Genomic DNA, 17,164 nt, shown 5'->3' on the forward strand with positions numbered 1-17,164 from the left:
CGGAGTGGGCCCTGAAAGAGGAGTTAACTATGAAAACAACAATCTATGATGTGGCAAAGGAAGCGGGCGTATCCATTGCGACCGTATCAAAAGTCATCAATAATACAGGGCGGATCAGTGAGAAGACCCGCAAGAAGGTAACGAAGATCATGGGGGACCTCGAGTATCAGCCGAGCAGCGTGGCAGCAGCCCTCACGGGGAAACGGACGTTCACCATCGGCGTGCTCGTACCCGATATCGCCAACCCCTTCTTCGCAGAGATTGCCCGTGCCCTTGAGAATAACGCCAGGAAAAGCGGCTATACGATCATCCTATGCAGCACGGATTACCAGAAGGAGCGGGAACAGGATTATTTCGACCTGCTCATGAAGAAGCAGGTGGACGGAATGATCATCGCCACCGAACCGAAGGAGCTTCAGAAGTTCAAGAATCTGGAGAGCCGCGGCATCCCCTACATCATGTTCTCCTTCGATCACCTGGAGCTCGACTCCCATGTGGTGACGACGGATGACGTGAAGGGGGGCTACCTTGCCGGGAGATACCTTCTGGACCACGGTCATCGTCATGCAGCCGTCATCACGGAGCTGCAGCGTGCGAGTGGAAAGCTCAGGCTTGAAGGCTTTAAGAGGGCATTCGGAGCGGCGGGGATCGAGCTCGATCTCGATTCCGTAGTCAACTCCAAGTCCACTTTTGAGGATGCGAAGAAAGCAGCAAGGAAGATCCTGAAGAAAGAAAACCGTCCTTCAGCCGTCTTCGCCTCAACCGATCTGATTGCGGCCATTTTCATCAATGAAGCGCGGAAAGCAGGCGTATCGATACCCGGCGACATGTCGATCATCGGATTCGATAACACGATCTATGCCGAAATCGCGGATCCGGGATTGACGACGATCGCCCAGCCGATTCCAGAGCTTGCTTCCTATGCGATCGAGCAATTGATGAAATCCATCAAGGACCCCGACAGTCCTGCCCATCGCATCACGCTGGCTCCCTATCTTGTCGAGAGGGATTCAGTGAAGACAGTAGAGAACCATGAAGCTGACTGAATAAGTCGGCTTTCATTTAACCGAAAAGGGAAAGCGCTTAACTTAAAAGGCATATAGATAGGGAAAAGGGAGGAAGACAGAATGGAAATGACAGTGGGTATTATAGGTGCAGGCAGGATCGGAAAGATCCACGTGGAAAACTTGAGGAAGTTGAGGAATGTGAAAGTGAAGAGCGTGTCCGATGTTCAGGTATCACACCTGCAGGACTGGGCAAAGGAGACGGGGATCGAGCATCTGACAACGGATTACCGGGAGCTCCTTGCCGATCCGTCCATCTCTGTGATTTTCATCTGTTCCCCGACGAACACCCATGCCGATCTCATACGCGAGGCAGCAGAAGCAGGCAAACATATCTTCTGCGAAAAGCCTGTCAGTTTCACCGTCGAAGAAACCGAAGCGGCACTGGCAGCGGTGAAAAGGGCGGGTGTGAAGCTCCAGGTAGGATTCAACCGGCGCTTTGACGCCAACTTCCAGAAGGTGCGGGAGCTTGTGAGCGAAGGGAAAGTCGGGACTCCGAATATCCTCCGTATCACATCAAGGGATCCGGAGCCGCCGAATGCTGCCTACATCCGTACATCAGGCGGTCTGTTCATGGATATGACCATCCATGATTTCGATATGGCCCGGTACATCATGGGGAGCGAAGTGGTCGAAGTCCATGCCCACGGTGCCGTCCTTGTGGATCCTGCCATCGGGGAAGCAGGAGACATCGATACGGCCATCGTCTCCCTGAAGTTTGCCAATGGTGCCCTCGGGGTCATCGAGAACAGTCGCCGAGCTGCTTACGGATACGATCAGCGCCTTGAAATCTTCGGAGATAAAGGAGCCGCCCAGGCTGAAAATGTAAGGGCTAACACGGTGAAACTTGCAACGGAAGATTATGTGACGACGGAAAAACCGCTCTACTTCTTCCTGGAGCGTTACACCCAAGCGTATGTGGAAGAAGTGATCCAATTCATCCAGGCCATCGAGAATGATGCGCCGGTGTCATGCTCTGGATTTGACGGGCTGCAGGCCGAACGGATTGCCAAAGCGGCCAGGACCTCCCTTGAAACGGGCGTACCGGTCAAACTGACCCACGAAACGGTCAAAAGGAGTGAGATCGTATGAACCCACTATCGTTTCATGAAGACCGTCCCTTCGACCTGATCGCAATCGGCCGACTGTGCATCGATCTGAATGCGAATGAAACGAACCGTCCGATGGAAGAAACGAGCACCTTCACGAAATACGTCGGAGGATCACCTGCCAATATCGCCATCGGCTCTGCACGACTGGGCATGAAGACCGGCTTCATCGGAAAGGTATCCGACGACCAGATGGGCAGGTTCATCACCGGATACCTTGAGCGGAATGGAATCGATACAGAAGGGGTGAAGATCGACAACACCGGAGCCGTGACGGGCCTTGCCTTCACGGAGATCAAAAGTCCGGAAGACTGCAGCATCCTGATGTACAGGGACAATGTGGCCGACCTGCTCCTTCATCCGTCCGAGGTGAGTGAAGCTTATATCAGAAGGTCCAAGGCCCTGCTCATCTCGGGAACGGCCCTTGCCCAAAGCCCGTCCCGTGAAGCGGTATTCCTCGCCCTGGAGTATGCGGTGAAGCATGATGTCACCGTGTTCTTCGATCTCGACTATCGGCCTTACACGTGGAAGGATGAAGCAGAAACGGCGGTCTATTATAACCTGGCTGCCGAGAAATGCGATTGCATCATCGGCACGCGTGAAGAGTTCGACATGATGGAACGGCTCCTGAACCGCACCGAATCGGATGATCACTACACGGCAACACGCTGGTTCTCCCATCGTGCGGACATCGTCGTCATCAAGCACGGAGGGGCGGGATCGATCGCCTATACGAAAGACGGGGGTTCACACCGAAGTGGGATCTTCCGGACGAATGTACTGAAGACGTTCGGAGCGGGAGATTCCTACGCCTCCGCCTTCATCCACGGCCTGATGAAAGGAACGGATGTATCCGAAGCCATGAAGCGTGGAAGCGCATCGGCCTCGATCGTCATCTCCAGGCACAGCTGCTCCGACGCCATGCCGACAGAGGAAGAGCTTTTGGAACATATGGATTCAGCCTTATACGAAACAATCTAATACAAGATGGAAAGGGAGAGGTAGCATGACAGTGACAACCGTACGTACAGTGAAGAACTATATCGGGGGAAAGTGGATCGAATCAGCATCGGAGAATACGGAGACCGTCTACAACCCTGCCACCGGTGAAGAAATCGCCATCGTAAAGCTCAGTACGAGGGAAGAAGTGAATGAAGCGGTCGAAGTGGCGCATGAAGCGTTCAAGTCCTGGTCCCAAGTACCGGTGCCGAAACGCGGGCGCATCCTGTTCAAGTATCAGCAGCTCCTGGTCGAGCATTGGGATGAACTGGCGAAGCTTGTCACGATCGAGAACGGTAAGAGCTTCGCCGAAGCACACGGGGAAGTCCTCCGCGGCATCGAATGCGTCGAGTTTGCCGCAGGGATCCCGAACCTCATGATGGGCAAGCAGCTGCCTGACATCGCAGCCGGTTTGGAATCAGGCATGTACCGGTACCCGATCGGGGTCGTGGGCGGCATCACGCCGTTCAACTTCCCGATGATGGTCCCTTGCTGGATGTTCCCTCTCGCTATCGCCTGCGGGAATACATTTGTCCTCAAGCCTTCCGAACGGACCCCGCTTCTTGCGGCAAGGCTTGCCGAGCTCTTCGAGGAAGCCGGTCTACCGAGCGGCGTATTGAATATTGTCAACGGGGCCCATGATGTCGTGAACGGCTTGATCGAAGAGAAGAAGGTAAAGGCGATCTCCTTTGTCGGCTCCCAGCCGGTCGCAGAACTCGTCTACAAGAAAGGAACAGAGAATCTGAAGCGTGTGCAGGCACTGTCAGGTGCGAAGAACCATTCCATCGTCCTGAAGGATGCGAACTTGGAAGTCGCCGTATCCCAGATCACGGGAGCCGCCTTCGGTTCTGCCGGTGAACGCTGCATGGCCGCCGCAGTCGTCGCCGTAGAGGAGAGCATCGCCGACGCATTCATCGAGAAGCTGAAGCAGGCCGCAGACGACATCACGATCGGGAACGGTTTGGAAGAAGGCGTCTTCCTCGGGCCGGTCATCCGCCAGAATCATAAGGAACGCACATTGAGCTATATCGATTCCGGGATCTCACAAGGCGCGACCCTCCTCCGTGATGGCAGGAAAGACAAGGAGACGGAAGGGGAAGGATACTTCCTCGGACCGACGATCTTTGATCATGTGACGCAGGAAATGAAGATCTGGCAGGATGAAATCTTCGCCCCTGTCCTTTCCGTCGTCAGGGTGAAGGACCTTACAGATGCCATCGACCTGGCCAATGCCTCTGCGTTCGCAAACGGTGCGTGCATCTATACGGATAGTGCCTCAGCCATCCGCCAGTTCAGGGAAACGATGGATTCAGGGATGCTGGGCGTCAATATCGGAGTGCCGGCACCAATGGCGTTCTTCCCGTTCTCCGGCTACAAGGATTCTTTCTACGGTGACCTTCATGCGAATGGAACCGACGGCTTGGAATTCTATACAAGGAAGAAGATGGTCACGGCCCGTTACGTCAAATAATGGACGGAAGCGGCATTCGCCGCTTCCTTTTTTATCATATGGAGTGAATAACAGAAGGAGGGAATCAGTATGGAAACAATCCGACTCACCACTGCACAGGCCCTAGTGAAGTTCCTGAATGCGCAGTATGTCGAGTTTGATGGCAGGAAAGAGCGATTCGTCAAAGGGGTCTTCACCATTTTCGGACATGGAAATGTCCTTGGCCTCGGGCAGGCACTCGAAGAGGATCCGGGTGAACTTGAGGTGTACCAGGGCAGGAACGAGCAAGGGATGGGCCATGCAGCCATGGCCTTCGCCAAGCAATCGAAACGGAAGCAGATCATGGCCTGCACCGCCTCGGTCGGTCCCGGTTCTGCCAATATGGTCACGGCTGCCGCCACGGCAACAGCCAACCAGATCCCGGTCCTGTACCTGCCGGGAGACGTCTTCGCCTCGCGCCAGCCCGATCCCGTCCTCCAGCAGATCGAGCAGACCCATGATCTTTCCATATCCACCAATGACGCGTTCCGTCCTGTCAGCAAATATTGGGACCGGGTGAGCAGACCCGAGCAGCTCATGCAGGCGATGCTGAACGCCATGCGCGTCCTCACCAACCCTGCAGACACAGGAGCCGTTACGATTTCACTGCCCCAGGATGTACAGGGGGAAGCATGGGATTATCCACAATCATTCTTCCAAAAACGTGTCCATCGCATCGAGCGTCGCATGCCTTCCGTTGAAAGTGTAGAGGATGCCGTGGAATTGATCCGCTCCAAAAAGAGGCCCTTCATGATCCTAGGAGGAGGCGTCCGTTATTCGGAAGCAGGCGGGGCGTTCCTCCGATTCGCAGAAGCGTTCCGGATCCCCTTCGGTGAAACCCAGGCAGGGAAGAGCGGGGTGCCGGGAAGTCACAGCCTGAATCTTGGAGGGGTGGGTGTGACCGGCAATGCAGCCGCCAACCTCCTCGCATCAAAGGCCGACCTGATCATCGGTGTGGGCACACGATTCACGGATTTCACCACCGGTTCCAAGGGATTGTTCCAGGAAGCAGACGTCCTCACGATCAACATCTCTGATTTCCATGCCGGTAAGCTTGATGCGGTGAAGGTGGTCGCAGACGCAAAAGCTGGTCTTGAAGCCATTACGTCGGGTCTTGGAAACTACCTGTCTTCCTATCAGGACGAAATTGAAGGAGCACGCGGGGAGTGGGAAGCAGAACTTCACCGCCTCCACCAGATCGATCCAGGTGATTCATTCACACCTGAAATCGCCGGACAGCTTGACGGGGAGCTTCCTCATTACAAAGAATCATTGAAGACGAATCTGGCTCAAACCGCGGTCATCGGGGCCGTCAACCGTCTCGTTGATGAGGATGCGGTGATCGTCGGTGCGGCGGGCAGCCTTCCGGGTGATCTTCAGCGTATGTGGGTTGCCAAGGAGGAGGATACCTACCATATGGAATACGGCTATTCCTGCATGGGGTATGAAATCGCCGGGGCCCTGGGCGTGAAGCTTGCAGAGCCCGGACGTGAAGTGTATGCCCTGGCCGGTGACGGGAGCTACCTCATGCTCCACACGGAATTGATCACAAGCCTGCAGGAACGGAAGAAAATCAATATCCTCCTCTTTGATAATGCCGGATTCGGCTGCATCAATAATCTGCAGATGGACAACGGGATGGGAAGCTTCGCCACGGAGTTCCGTCATCGTAACCAGGCAAGCGGCCGCATGGACGGTCCCGTCATGACGATCGATTATGCAAAGGTCGCAGAAGGGTACGGTGCCAAAACCTATTCCGTCCGAACCCTTGAAGAACTGGAAACGGCCATCAGGGATGCCAAGGATCAGCCGGTGAGCACCCTCATCGACATCAAAGTCCTGCCGAAGACCATGACCCATGGCTATGATTCCTGGTGGAACACAGGGGTTGCCGAAGTATCGGAAAAACAAAGCATCCGTGAAGCGTATGATCGGAATCTGGCCAAACGTCAAACGGCGCGTCAGTATTGATGGGAGGGAAAGAGATGTTTAACGGGAGAGAGATCAAGCTGGCCATCGCCCCGATCGGATGGACCAACGATGACATGCCGGAGCTCGGCGGAGAAGTCACCTTCGAGCAGTGCATCAGTGAAATGGCCCTGGCCGGATTCCAGGGTAGCGAAGTGGGGAATAAATACCCCCGTGATCCGGATCAGCTGAGGAAGGCCCTTGATCTCAGGGGGCTGTCCATTGCGAGTGCATGGTTCAGCGCGCACCTGACCACGGATGGGTATGAGCGCACCGCTGCTGAATTCATTGCCCACCGTGATTTCCTTCATGAAATGGGGGCAAAGGTCATCGTCGTCAGTGAACAGGGGAAGAGCATCCAGGGACAGATGGATGTACCGCTATTCGACCATAAGCCGGTCTTTAACGAGGAAGAATGGGAACTCCTCACTGACGGGCTCAATCGGCTTGGAAGCCTTGCAGCAGAAAAAGGGATGAAGCTCGTTTATCACCACCATATGGGAACGGGCGTCCAGACAACCGATGAGATCAGAAAGCTCATGGAACGGACCGATCCCGCCAACGTGTCCCTTTTGTATGATACAGGTCACCTCGCGTTTTCAGGAGAAGATCCCCTTGTGATCCTTGAAGACTATATGGACCGGATCCATCACGTCCATCTGAAGGATGTCAGAGCGGAAGTCGTCGAGAGGGTGAAGCGGGAGAAATGGAGCTTCCTCCAGGCCGTGAAGGCAGGGGCATTCACCGTCCCCGGCGATGGAAGCATCGACTTCCGCCCTGTCTTCGGATTGATCGCGGAAGGTGCGTATGAAGGGTGGTTCGTCGTCGAAGCAGAACAGGACCCGGCCATCGCCAACCCCCTGGAGTATGCCATCAAAGCAAGGGGCTATATCAGGGAAACGGCAGGCATCTAGAACAGAAGGAGGAGAATCACCATGTATGAAAAGCTCGGAGAATTACAGCAAGGATACAATACCGTCACGGATATGGACTCCAAGCATCCGGATATGCTGCAGGATATCGGGGTGTACCGGCTGAGTGCCGGAGACAGGGAAACCCTGCATGACGAAGGGAAGGAAACCGCGGTACTCCTCATGGAAGGATCCATCACCCTGGAGTGGAACGGACACGTTCAGGACATCAGCCGGGGAAGTGTGTTCGATGAAGATCCGTGGTGCCTCCACGTCCCGAAAGGCGTCCAGGTCATCGTGACGGCCAAAGGGGAGAGCGAAGTGCTGGTGCAGAAGACCGATAACGCCGCAGACTTTGCACCGAAGCTTTATACGCCCGAGGATTGCTCGAGCACGGTGGCGGGAGAAGGCGTATGGAACGGGACCGCTGAGCGCGTGATCCGTACCATCTTTGATCACGGTAACGCTCCCTATTCGAATCTCGTCATCGGCGAAGTGATCTCCTATCCAGGAAGGTGGTCGAGCTATCCCCCCCATCATCATGATCAGCCAGAGGTGTACTACTATAAGTTCGACCGCCCCCAAGGATTCGGCTGCGCCATGGTCGGACCCGACGCCCACCGCGTCGAGCACAACAGCTATATCACCATTCCCGGCAGCCTGGATCATCCCCAGGCGACGGCACCGGGTTACGCCATGTACTTCTGCTGGATGATCCGTCACCTCGACGACAATCCGTGGACGGAACGGATCATGGAAGAGGAGCATACATGGCTCTTGGAAGAAAACGCAAAGATCTGGTCGGACCGATAAGTTGCTCTATATAAAAACTGTATAATCTTGTAAAATAGGACTATATCCGATTCATGGGTGCAGTCCTATTTTTCTGATTGTCGGGGTGGGAAAATGATGGATAGGAGATGGGGAGAAGATGAATAGATTGATTCTGCTTGCTTGCACACTGCTTCTATTCTTTATTTTGACCGCTTTCGAGTCTGAAAGAGAAGGAGAGTCCATCAAGCAATATGCCGAGGATCATGCCGTCCAAGATGTGCTGGATACCGTAAGATCGGGGGATCATGCCGATTATCACTTTTCCACCAGCGAAGACATCCGGGTAGGCCTGTTCCAGCCATCATGGAGTTACGGGGAGGCGTTCATTGATCAAGAGAGTGATGCCCTTGAACAAACAGATGAATGGTATGCTGTCGTGTATCAGGACGGCAAGCCTGTGAACGTCATGGCTGCTTCGAAGAATGAGAACGGGAAATACGCATTCATGGGTATCGGATTCGGTCAAGATCTGGCCGTCGCCCTGGACACGGCAGGGACCGAGGCAGGAAAACTGGTCTACGAGTTTCCTGCCGATGCTTGGTTCATGATTGACGAAGATAGCGTGCATGGCCTCAATAAGCAGGCGGAATCCGTGATGGGAAAAGGGGATTGGAGTCTTTCCCGTTACATGGAGTATGTTCATGGGCGATACAGTGATCCGGAAGTGAGTATGGAGCACGGACAGAATACCGCCACGGGCGGAGCCGGATTGCTTCCGGACCAAGATGAAGTGGAACGTTCCGGTCTCCTGTATGTCGGCCTGGGCATTCTGTTCATAGTGGGAGTCTTGATGACGTCTAGAATGAAGAGAAAAAGATCCTCTTAATCTCATAAAATGGAACATTGAAATCTGGAGGTAGCATATGACAACCCAATGGCAAGAAATCACCATCATCAAAGGAGAGGAAATCGATCTCCATCTCGTTAAAACCGTACCGGGCAACCCGGCAAAGAATTGGGTACCGGCCTATCATTTCAACATCGCCCTGAAGGGTTCCGCCACGCCGATCGGTGTCATCGATCTCCGCATCGGCCATAACGAGAACCTCTACTATGGAGGACATATCGGCTATGCCGTCCATTCCGAGCATCGGGGCCATCACTATGCAGGGAAGGCGGTGCTCCTGTTGAAGGAACTTGCACTCGCACACGGGATGGAAAAGGTGACGATCACCTGCAACCCCGACAACCTCCCGTCCAGGAAGACGTGTGAATATGTGGGAGCGGAGCTGAAGGGAATCGTAGCCGTCCCTCCCCATAATGATCTGTACCAGCGCGGGGAAAAGGAAAAATGCATCTATGAGTTGGTTTGGTAGAATAATAGGCAATCAATTCGTTCAAACGTTTGTTTAATTTCAATTGTAGGGAGAGCATGCATTATGAAGAAAACCGTCATCTTTGATATGGACGGAACATTATTCCAGACAAATAAAATCCTCGAGGCGTCCCTCGTGGATACGTTCGATCATCTTACCCGTGCCGGCAAATGGCAAGGGACCGCTCCTTTGAAGGAGTATCAGGACATCATGGGAGTCCCCCTTCCGAAAGTGTGGGAGACGTTGATGCCCAATCATTCAGAAGTGGACCGCAACGAAACGGATCGGTACTTCCTCGAGAGCCTGATCGCCAACATCCACGGGGGAAAAGGTGAGCTGTATCCGAACGTGGCCGAGCTTTTTGAACGATTGGATGCGGGTGGCTGTGCCATCTACATAGCCAGTAACGGGTTGAAAAGGTATCTGGCTGCCATCGTGGACCACTATAAGCTCGACCGCTGGGTTGCAGGAGTCTACAGCATCGAGGAAATCGACTCCCTGAATAAATCCGACCTGGTCGGAGCCATCCTGGCAGAGGCGGGGAACGGACCTGCCGTGATGGTCGGGGACCGCCTGTCCGATTTCAACGCAGGGCGTGATAACAACATCCCGTCCATCGGCTGCAGGTTCGACTTTGCCCGGGAGGAAGAGTTGGCATGTGCCGACTATGTCATCGATAATCTGTTGGATGTAGTGGAGATTATGAACAAGACTGAATATGTAACGGAGTGATAGGTGGATCCTGATTCTGAATGAATCGGGATCTTTTTTTGTTTATCCGACATCCCCCTGACACATTCGCTCCCTACAATACAACTATAGACCAAGCGAAAGGAGGAACAAATATGAGTCAAATCGGAAGAAAAGAACTGAAATTCGCCATTTCCATCCCCGAATATCACATCCTGATCCATAAGCTCAAGTGGCTGATGACGAGGGATGAGCATGCCGGACGGGACGGGAAGTACCATATACGAAGCGCTTATTTCGATAATATGGACGACCGGATCCTGACGGAGAAGAAGGAAGGCTACCTGAACCGTGATAAGTACCGGGTGAGGATCTACAACCTCTCCACGTCCGTGATCCACCTTGAGCGGAAGAGCAAGCGGAACAATCAGACGTTCAAAACGAAATGCCCGTTGACCCGGAAGGAATATGAAGCCATCCGCCGGGGAGAAACGGAGTGGATGGAGGATGACATGCGGCCCCTCATCCGCGATCTTCACGGGGAGATGACGAGACGGTTGATCAAGCCGGTGGCGGTCGTCGATTATGAGCGGGAAGCCTACACCTATCCGTATGGAAACGTCAGGATCACCTTTGATCAGAATATCCGCACGAGCCTGAGGAATACGGCGATGTTCGACCGGAACCTGCCCATGGTTCCCGTCATGGAAGAGCCCCTCATCATCCTTGAGGTGAAGTTCGATGAATATCTCCCGGATATGATCAAATATGCCCTGCAGGCAGTGGATACAAGGACGGAAGCCTACTCGAAGTATCAGCTCAGCAGGATGTTCGGCTAAATCAAAAAATTGAATAAGAAAGATGAGGTACACCAACGTGAATGAACAAATCAATTTCAGTGATATTTTTAAATCCAGTTTCATCGAGAAGACGACGTCGTTCAGCCTGACCGACTCCATCATCGGTCTCGTCGTAGCTTTCTTGATCGGCCTTTTCATCTATGTTGTCTATAAGAAGACATTCAATGGGGTCATCTATTCCCATTCTTTCAATATTTCCCTGCTCATCATGACGATGGCGACGGCCCTTGTCATCATGGGGATTTCGAATAACGTCCTCTTGTCACTTGGTATGGTCGGTGCATTGTCTATCGTACGGTTCAGGACGCCGATCAAGGATCCCATGGATCTGGTCTACATCTTCTGGTCCATCGTGTCAGGTATCCTTTGTGGAGCGGGGTTCATCCCCCTTGTCGTCATCGGTTCTGTCCTGATCGGGCTCGTCCTCCTTGTATTTGTGAATAAGATCACCGTGGAGAATCCGTTCCTGCTGATCGTGAAGGCAGACAGTGGAAGCAGCAGTGAAACGATCGAAGCAGAACTCAAAAAGCTGACTTCCCGCTATCAGCTGAAATCTCAATCCTTCATGGGAAGCGACGAAATGGAAACGACCTATGAAGTACGCATGAAAACAGGCGAATCGGCCATGCTTGCCGAACTGAAGGCACTGCCGGGTATCAAATCCGCCGTCATGGTGAGCTATGATGGAAACTTCACTGCATAGGAGGTGGAGGGAATGATCGGAAAAAAGATGGTGGCTGTGGTCTTTGTCCTCCTCATGCTTACCTTTGTGGCAAGCGTATATGTCCTTCCGGCCGCCGGACTCGAAGAGAAGGATACGTCCACCTCCTATAAACAGACGGTCTTCAACGAGAGCGAGGTGGGGCGCGTCGATATCGAAATCGACGAAGACGACTGGGATGACCTTGTGGAAAACGCAACCAAGGAGGAATATAAGCGGGCGACCGTGACCGTCAACGGCAAAAAGGTGAGCGATGTGGCCATCAGGGCGAAGGGGAATTCTTCCCTGACGTCCGTTGCCAATAGTGACTCGGACCGGTACAGCCTGAAGATCGATTTTGATCATTATGACAGCTCTCAAAGTCTGTATGGCCTGAAGAAATTGAATTTGAACAATAACTATAGTGACTCGACGCAGATGAGGGAATTTGTTTCCTATGAAATGATGGAAGAGATGGGGATCGCGACGCCTGCCCACTCTTACATGTATGTGACCATCAACGGTGAGGACTATGGTCTGCTCCTTGGAGTCGAACAGGTGGATGAAACGTTCCTCGCAAGCGAGTTCGGATCCAATGACGGATTCCTGTTCAAGCCTGACGGGGTCGGTTCCGACCTTCAATGGATCAGTGATGATCTCGACGACTACACGGGTGTCGAGCTGAAAACGAACGAGTCCAACAAAGATCAGTCGACCTTCACCGATATGCTCGATGCCATCAACAACGGCGGCGACATCGGGAAGGTTCTGGATGTCGATGAAATGCTCCGCTATTTCGCCGTCAATACAGCGCTCGTCAACCTCGACAGCTATCAGGGGCAGATGAAGCACAACTATTATCTCTATGAAGAGGATGGGAGCTTCTCCATCATCCCTTGGGATTATAATATGTCCTTCGGAGGCTTCGGCGTCGGAATGGGCGGAAGGGGCAATGCGGGAGAAGAAGGTCTAGAGGACGGGGAACAGGCTGAAGAGCCCGGTGCCCAAGATGGCAATGCGAACGATGCTCCTCAAGGGAACGATGGGATCGACAAGCGCGGCATGGGGGACGGAATGATGACGAGCCAGCTCATCACCGACTCTGCCATCGACTTCAGCGTGAGCGAGCCCGTTGTCAATACGACCCTTGAAGACCGGCCCCTGCTCAATGCCCTCCTATCCAACTCGGAGTATAAGGAGAAATACGAAGAGTACTTGAAGACCTTTGCTGAAGAGATCTTCACAGAGGAGCGCGTTTCCGAGATCACGAACAATCTGGCGTCGATCCTGACCACTTATGTCGAGAGCGACCCGACCAAGTTCTTCACAACGGATGAATTCCTGAAAGGCGTTTCCGGCGACGAAAGCCTTGCGGAATTCACGAAGCTGAGATCCGAGTCGATCCTGGAACAGCTGTCCGGCGAGCGGACGGTTGAAAGCCAGGCCGGATCCGGCGGTCAGGGGCAGGGCCCTCCGAATGGCGGACAGGCAAATGAAGGTCAGGATGATAAGGCAGGGCAAGGCAATCCAGCAGCAGACAATGCTCAAGGGAATGCTCCTCCGGCCGAGGGAGGACAAAATGGTGCTCCTCCCGATGGAGGGAACGGCGGACAGGGAGAACCACCAGAGGGGTTCGATCCCGCTGATAGACCCGATGGATTCAACCCCGGGGCTGGTCCCGGGGGAGGAGGACCACAAGGGAACGAAACAAAAGAAGCAGCCGTCGATCCGATGGCAGCCCTCACGGTGAGTGGAGTCTCCATATCCGTGCTCATGCTTGGTCTCATTGCAGCATGGCGGTTCAGGAGAAGAAAGGGCTTCCGCTGAGACTCGGACAGGCAAGATCCTTTACCGTCCCGCCGGAAAACCGTATACTTATACTAATCTATTTCGCGATGACACCCATATTAAGTAACCGGACAGCCCTCTGCGGCTCTGGTTACTTTTTTGTTGGGGTGGGTACGATAAAAGAGACATTCAATCGCAGGACGAGTAAAGGGTTTGATGACAATGAGACAACTACATCGACAACATATATGGCTTGGACGCTTCCTCGCTTCCGATCCCGGAAGAAAAAGGTTGCAGCAGGCCGGCAAGACAACGCTGAGCCTCATGACTTCGGTATTTATCACATTATTCCTATTGAAAATGAATGAGTATCCGTCCATCACACCTGCCATCGTTTCAGGGATGGTGGGGATGTTCGGTGTCCTGATCGTCTTGGATGATACGGACCGGAAGAAGAAAGTGACGCTGCTGTGCATCGCTGTTTCAGTGGCCGGGGGGATCACGGTCGGGTCCCTGTTCAGCCAACATCCTTATGCCGTCAACATCCTTCTCGTGGCGGCCATGTTCAGCGCCTTTTATTTTTCACGCTTCGCCGTCCGCTATTTCTCCATCGGGATGGCCTCTTTCATGTCGATCTACTTTTCATCCGTTCTTAAACTCGACGCATCGCATCTGCTCTGGTTCTATATCGGAATCGTGATCGGGGCGCTCAGTGCCTACATGTATCAGTTCCTTCTGTTCAAGAGTTCTTCTTACGTATTGAAAAGAAGCCTGATTTCGTTCCATATCCAGTCGAATCTGACATTCACCATCTTGTTGAAGGCGATGGAAGATCCAAAAAGCAGTGAGAAGAGGAAGAAAAGTCTCGATCGAAACGTACGCAAACTGAATGAGTATGCACGGACGCTGTCGGGTGACATCAATGAAAGTGATCTGAAGGAACTGTATCCAGGAATAGACGTATCGGAACTCAGGCTCTATGTCTTCGATGCGGAGATGCTGATCCAGACGCTATCTGATTCCTTGAAGAAGCTGAAGGAACTGAAGGCTTTCGAACAGGATGAAATCCGCCAGCTATTGATGCGGGTCATCCGTTCCTTGCGGGATGCCGACGTCCTGGCACAGGATTATGAACCGAAGACACTGGAAGAAACCGAACGTGCCCTTCAGGAACTGCGCCTGATGCTGGCGGATGTCCTGAAGGATGAGGAGGATCTCCCGCGATGGATTTATCTTCTGCGCAGGATCGAGTCCATCTCGAATCACGTCCTGCAGGCAGCCCTTACGATCCAGGAAGCCTTGAAGGGCGAACGGGAAGTCCATTCTGAAAAGGAAGAGGAGGAACCGGAGGAAGAAGAGAAGGAAGACGAAGAAGAGTCAAAAGGATTGAAGCCGTCGACGAGAAAAGCGATACAGGCTTTGATTGCAGGGATCCTCGCCATCGTGGCAGGAGAACTGATCGCCCCCGCCCAGCCGTACTGGGTGCTGTTGACCACGTTCATCATCATGATCGGTACTGAGACGGTGGGAAGAACCTATCTGAAGGCGTTCCAGCGTTCATTCGGTACCGTCATCGGGGCAATCGTCGGATTCGGGGCCGCGACCCTTGTGTCGGGGGTGAAGCCCCTTGAGGTGGGACTGCTTTTCCTGGCCCTCTTCCTATCATTCTACCTATTCCCCGTATCCTATACGCTCATGAGCCTGTTCATCACCATGCTCATCGCCTTTATGTACGATATCCTCCTTGGCGGGATTTCCGTTGGCCTCATGGGGGCGAGGGTGCTTGATACGATCATCGGTGCCTTCATCGCACTGATCGTGTCGGCAATCGTATTTCCGAAGAAGACGAAGGCCAAGGTCACGGATGCATTCGATGAGTTTTTTGATGAGCTCGGAGAATATGTGGAAACCTATCTTTCTTCCTTCCTGAAGGAGAAGAAAAAGCCCCTGACGGACCGGGCCTTCGATCTTGACCACAAGGTGCAGGCAATCAAGGATGAAGCCCAGTCGATCCTTCAGCGTCCAGGGGCCATGACCCGGACCGGACTCGGACGGTGGATCACCGTCGTCATCGCCGTCAATTATTATGCGAAGCATCTGCTTGCTTCTTCCCATAGACGGAACGAGCCCTTCCCGGAAGAATTGCAGAAGGTGATCGGGGTGACGAGCGAGAAACTGACGCAGAACATCGAAGCGGTCCGACTCATGATGAAAGATCCTTCCGCGCACTCCAGTCTCTGGGATCTCGCGGAAGAACGAAGGGAAATCGAAACCCAGGCCCCCGGGAGGCTGAAATCCCATATTGATGTCATTCATCATGTGTATTATATATGGAAAATCAATCAGTCCATCGTTTCTCTCGGCGAAGAGCTCGGGGGAAAAGTGAAATCGGAAGAGGAAAAAGGGTGAGAGCATATGCTCCCACCCTTTTTTGGGTTTACCGAATGATCATATCCCCGCTGGAGAGGTCAACATTGATGGAATGTTTTCCAGAACCTTTCGTCCCTTTGACGGATCGTTCGCTGCTTGTTTGATCCTTCAGGTCGATGGTGTTGAGGATATCTCCGCTGCCAGCCTTCCCGTTCAATTTGAAGCTTGCGTCTTCAGGCAAATTGAGATCGACATCCCCCGATCCAATGGTGAAATCAACATCCCCCGAAAGTTTTTTCATGGATACCGATAGATCCCCTGAGGAAACCGAGCCCTTCAATGGTCCTTCGTATCCCGTCAGCAGCACATCCCCTGAGCCCATATCAACCGATCCTTCCCGGGTTTTGATATCCTTGCCGACAAAATCTCCGGATGACCCCTTATATGTGAAGGATCCGGTATTGAAATTCCCGATTTTCATATCGCCTGAGCCGATCTCGGTCTTCAGGTCGTCCAGGGACATCATTTCGTCCGGTATGAAGATCAGTTCTCCTGAGCCGACCTCGATTTCCAGATTGTTTTCGTAGTTTTGAGGAAGAAATACAATCGTATCAAATTTTTTGTTGTTGAAGCCGATATAAAAGATAGGCTTCATTTTGACATCGAGATTGATTTCATCTCCCCGATCTTCAAGGTTCATAGTCCCTTTTCCATTGAATTCGACCCTGACTTCATCATCATCCGTCGTGACGATTTTCGTATCTCCGCTTCCGAGTGACAAGTGGATGAGCTTGGTTCCGTCTTTCACTTTTACACTGTCTGTGGATGTTCCACCTTTGGCAAACAGGGTGGTCCGATCATTCAAAATGAGGAAGATCGCACCCAGTGCCAACAAGGCGACCACGATGGCGAATACATTCTTTTTCATCTCTCTCTCTCCTTGGTTCGTTTTTCCAATCTTTCTATAGTGTAAGTGGAGAACCGTTATTCCGCAATGCGCCCCCGGATCAATTTTTTATCCGCCTCTGGTCTTAGTGGAGAGTTTGAACGTTGATCAATTGGGGGA

Annotated in this window: 15 protein-coding genes; 14 read left to right on the forward strand and 1 reads right to left on the reverse strand. The window is 52.9% G+C overall.

Annotated elements, in window-relative coordinates:
- Positions 1-29 precede the first annotated feature (29 nt).
- The 14 genes from ACNA6I_RS10225 to ACNA6I_RS10290 all read left to right on the forward strand — a co-directional run bounded on the left by ACNA6I_RS10225 (position 30) and on the right by ACNA6I_RS10290 (position 16,137).
- A complete protein-coding gene (locus tag ACNA6I_RS10225; protein ID WP_048007280.1) occupies positions 30-1,046 on the forward strand; it encodes a LacI family DNA-binding transcriptional regulator in 1,017 nt (338 codons plus the stop codon).
- A gap of 81 nt (positions 1,047-1,127) precedes the next feature.
- Positions 1,128-2,156 (forward strand): inositol 2-dehydrogenase, encoded by a 1,029-nt coding sequence (gene iolG / locus ACNA6I_RS10230; protein WP_148796127.1) that lies wholly within the window; start codon positions 1,128-1,130, stop codon positions 2,154-2,156.
- The gene (gene iolC, locus ACNA6I_RS10235; RefSeq protein WP_416313258.1) at positions 2,153-3,154 is read left to right on the forward strand and encodes a 5-dehydro-2-deoxygluconokinase; all 1,002 of its coding nucleotides are present in this window, start codon (positions 2,153-2,155) and stop codon (positions 3,152-3,154) included. Before iolG ends, iolC begins: the two co-directional genes overlap by 4 nt.
- A 25-nt stretch (positions 3,155-3,179) precedes the next feature.
- Positions 3,180-4,643: a CoA-acylating methylmalonate-semialdehyde dehydrogenase gene (locus tag ACNA6I_RS10240; RefSeq protein WP_048007277.1), complete on the forward strand. Its 1,464-nt coding sequence runs from the start codon at positions 3,180-3,182 to the stop codon at positions 4,641-4,643.
- A 69-nt stretch (positions 4,644-4,712) separates the two neighbouring features.
- Positions 4,713-6,632, forward strand: a complete 1,920-nt coding sequence (iolD, locus tag ACNA6I_RS10245; protein ID WP_416313259.1) for a 3D-(3,5/4)-trihydroxycyclohexane-1,2-dione acylhydrolase (decyclizing) — start codon at positions 4,713-4,715, stop codon at positions 6,630-6,632.
- A gap of 14 nt (positions 6,633-6,646) precedes the next feature.
- A complete protein-coding gene (gene iolE / locus ACNA6I_RS10250; RefSeq protein ID WP_063191103.1) occupies positions 6,647-7,543 on the forward strand; it encodes a myo-inosose-2 dehydratase in 897 nt (298 codons plus the stop codon).
- Positions 7,544-7,564: 21 nt separating this feature from the next.
- Positions 7,565-8,353, forward strand: a complete 789-nt coding sequence (locus ACNA6I_RS10255) for a 5-deoxy-glucuronate isomerase (RefSeq protein WP_416313260.1) — start codon at positions 7,565-7,567, stop codon at positions 8,351-8,353.
- A gap of 118 nt (positions 8,354-8,471) precedes the next feature.
- The gene (locus ACNA6I_RS10260) at positions 8,472-9,200 is read left to right on the forward strand and encodes a hypothetical protein (RefSeq protein WP_416313261.1); all 729 of its coding nucleotides are present in this window, start codon (positions 8,472-8,474) and stop codon (positions 9,198-9,200) included.
- A 37-nt stretch (positions 9,201-9,237) separates the two neighbouring features.
- Positions 9,238-9,690 (forward strand): GNAT family N-acetyltransferase, encoded by a 453-nt coding sequence (locus ACNA6I_RS10265; RefSeq protein ID WP_416313262.1) that lies wholly within the window; start codon positions 9,238-9,240, stop codon positions 9,688-9,690.
- A gap of 63 nt (positions 9,691-9,753) precedes the next feature.
- Positions 9,754-10,422 carry an HAD hydrolase-like protein gene (locus ACNA6I_RS10270; RefSeq protein WP_063191099.1) on the forward strand — a complete coding sequence of 223 codons (669 nt, stop codon included), beginning with the start codon at positions 9,754-9,756 and terminating at the stop codon, positions 10,420-10,422.
- A gap of 113 nt (positions 10,423-10,535) precedes the next feature.
- Positions 10,536-11,219 (forward strand): polyphosphate polymerase domain-containing protein, encoded by a 684-nt coding sequence (locus tag ACNA6I_RS10275; protein WP_063191098.1) that lies wholly within the window; start codon positions 10,536-10,538, stop codon positions 11,217-11,219.
- Between the two features lie 22 nt (positions 11,220-11,241).
- Positions 11,242-11,943: a DUF4956 domain-containing protein gene (locus tag ACNA6I_RS10280; RefSeq protein ID WP_063191097.1), complete on the forward strand. Its 702-nt coding sequence runs from the start codon at positions 11,242-11,244 to the stop codon at positions 11,941-11,943.
- A 12-nt stretch (positions 11,944-11,955) separates the two neighbouring features.
- On the forward strand, positions 11,956-13,767 hold the full coding sequence (locus tag ACNA6I_RS10285; RefSeq protein ID WP_416313263.1) for a CotH kinase family protein: 1,812 nt from the start codon (positions 11,956-11,958) through the stop codon (positions 13,765-13,767).
- Between the two features lie 183 nt (positions 13,768-13,950).
- Positions 13,951-16,137 carry an FUSC family protein gene (locus tag ACNA6I_RS10290; protein WP_416313264.1) on the forward strand — a complete coding sequence of 729 codons (2,187 nt, stop codon included), beginning with the start codon at positions 13,951-13,953 and terminating at the stop codon, positions 16,135-16,137.
- A gap of 28 nt (positions 16,138-16,165) precedes the next feature.
- Here ACNA6I_RS10290 and ACNA6I_RS10295 read toward each other — a convergent pair whose 3' ends face one another.
- On the reverse strand, positions 16,166-17,026 hold the full coding sequence (locus tag ACNA6I_RS10295) for a DUF4097 family beta strand repeat-containing protein (RefSeq protein WP_053072532.1): 861 nt from the start codon (positions 17,024-17,026) through the stop codon (positions 16,166-16,168).
- Positions 17,027-17,164 lie beyond the last annotated feature (138 nt).

Origin of the sequence: Rossellomorea sp. FS2, assembly GCF_047915635.1 — a bacterium.
Classification (GTDB): Bacteria; Bacillota; Bacilli; order Bacillales; family Bacillaceae_B; genus Rossellomorea; species Rossellomorea marisflavi_A.